The organism is Spirillospora sp. NPDC049652 (assembly GCF_040675125.1).
Taxonomy (GTDB): Bacteria; Actinomycetota; Actinomycetes; order Streptosporangiales; family Streptosporangiaceae; genus Spirillospora.
Genome location: NZ_JBFAOF010001173.1, coordinates 1 through 1,978 on the forward strand (window position 1 = coordinate 1; position 1,978 = coordinate 1,978).

Consider the following 1,978-nt stretch of genomic DNA (forward strand, 5'->3'; position numbering starts at 1 on the left):
CCCGCCGCGGCCCCGGCGTCCGGCTCGCCGTCCAGGTCGAGGTCGGGCAGGTCGGGGAGGTCGGGCGGCAGGTCGGGCAGGTCGGGGAGGTCCGGCAGGTCGGAGAGCTCGCCGAGGTCCGCCGCGAGGTCGGCGGCGAGGCCGGCGGGGTCGGCGCAGACGCTCTCGGCCTGGCCGAGCGTCCAGCCGGTGAACACCGACAGGCGGCGCAGCAGGGTGCGCTCGCGGTCGTCCAGCAGCTCGTGCGACCAGTCGATCGCGGCGCGCAGGGTGCGCTGCCGGTGCGGGGCGGTGCGGGCGTTCGCGCCGAGCAGCCGGAAGCGGTCGGCGAGCCGGTCGGCGATCTGCTCGACCGTCAGCACCCGCAGCCGGGCGGCGGCCAGCTCCAGCGCGAGCGGGACGCCGTCCAGGGCGCGGCCGACCTCGGTGACCGCCGCGTCGTTCTCGGGCGTGAGGGCGAAGTCGGGCCGGACGGCCCGGGCCCGCTCGGCGAACAGCCGCACGGCCTCGCCGCGGTCCAGCGGCGGGACGCGCCAGACCGTCTCGCCCTCGGTGCGCAGCGGCTCGCGGCTGGTGGCGACCAGCCGCAGCCGGCTGCAGGCCGGCAGCAGCGCCCCGGCGAGCTCGGCGCACTCGGCCACCACGTGCTCGCAGTTGTCCAGGACGAGCAGCACGGCCCGGTCGCCGATCGCGTCGGCGAGGGTGACGGTCAGCGGCCGCCCCTCCTCCTCGGACGCGCCGAGCACGGTCGCGACACGCCGGGCGACCACGTCGGCGGGCCCGCCGGGCGCGATGTCGGCCAGCTCGACGAACCAGACCCCGCCGGGGTGCGCCGCGACCACGCCGTGCGCGACGTGCACGGCGAGCCGGGTCTTGCCGATGCCGCCCGCGCCGCAAAGCGTCACGGCGCGGGTCGTCTCCAGCAGGCCGCGCAGGTCGGCGACGTCCCGCTCGCGGCCCACGAACGCGTTGGGCTCGGCGGGCAGGTTGGTCCTGACCGGCGGTGCGGCCGGCGGGTGCGGCGGTGTCATGCCCAGTGGCCTCCACAACCTCCGGCGGCGCCGGATCGGGTGCCCTCGGCAAGGAAAGCCCCTGGTCCGAGTCGTCCCCTGCGAGTGTTCCACCCCGCCGGGCGCCGCGTCCCCGATTCGCCACGGAGAACTATCTCCCGCTGCTTTACCCGCCGTCCGTAACCGGCCCAGCCGCCGTCCTGGGGGCCGGGAGCGGCGGTCCGGCGAGAGGGGAGAAACACGCCCGGAGCGCTCCGATTCCACCCTCGGGGCCCGCTGGCCTTACCGTAGTTCGCCGTGCCCCACCCCTCCGATCCGACCGCTGACCCCACGCCGACCTTGGACGACGCCCTCGTCGGCGAGGCCGTGCTGGGCGTGTACCGGCAGATGTTCGCCGCGCTCGCCCGCGACAGCGGCGCGGTCGTGGACGACCCGGAGCTGGTGGACGTCGCCGAGACGCTGCTCGCCGCGTTCGCCGACGCGGGCGAGGAGGGGCTGAGCCGCGAGCAGATGCGCTACGTGTGCCGCCGCTACCCGGCCGAGGTGTTCGAGAACCGGCTGCGTGTGCTGCGCGGGCTCGGGGCCGTCCGCGAGGTGTTCCCGAAGCCGAACCAGCTCCGCTACCGGGCGTCGTTCACCTCCGTCGTCGGGCTGATGTTCGTGCGCCGGATGATGCTGGACGGCGGTCAGTCCGAAATGCACCGGTTGCTGGCGCTGGAGCAGCTGAACGTCGCCGACCCGAGGATGACGCCCGAGCAGGCGCGCGACGGCGCGGCCGGGCTGGCCCGCGCGTTCCGGCTGTGGAGCGTGGAGCTGCTCACCCTGACCAACGGGACGATCGAGGAGCTGCGCGAGCAGGCCCCCAAGCTGTGGGGCACCGAGGAGATCCTGCAGCGGGCCGAGCGGCTGCACGGGGCGATCCTGCGCCGCTGGCCGCAGCTCGACCGCGCCTGCACCGACCTGCGCAC

Annotated in this window: 1 protein-coding gene and 1 pseudogene; one reads left to right on the plus strand and one right to left on the minus strand. The window is 76.0% G+C overall.

Translation table 11 applies throughout. The features are described 5' to 3' along the window. On the minus strand, nucleotides 1-1,031 hold a 1,031-nt coding region (locus AB0J52_RS38225; protein ID WP_500187900.1), incomplete at its 3' end, for an ATP-binding protein. Nucleotides 1,032-1,307: 276 nt separating this feature from the next. Here AB0J52_RS38225 and AB0J52_RS38230 point away from each other — a divergent pair. After that, nucleotides 1,308-1,978 (plus strand): annotated as a pseudogene (locus AB0J52_RS38230) (hypothetical protein); the annotation flags it as partial.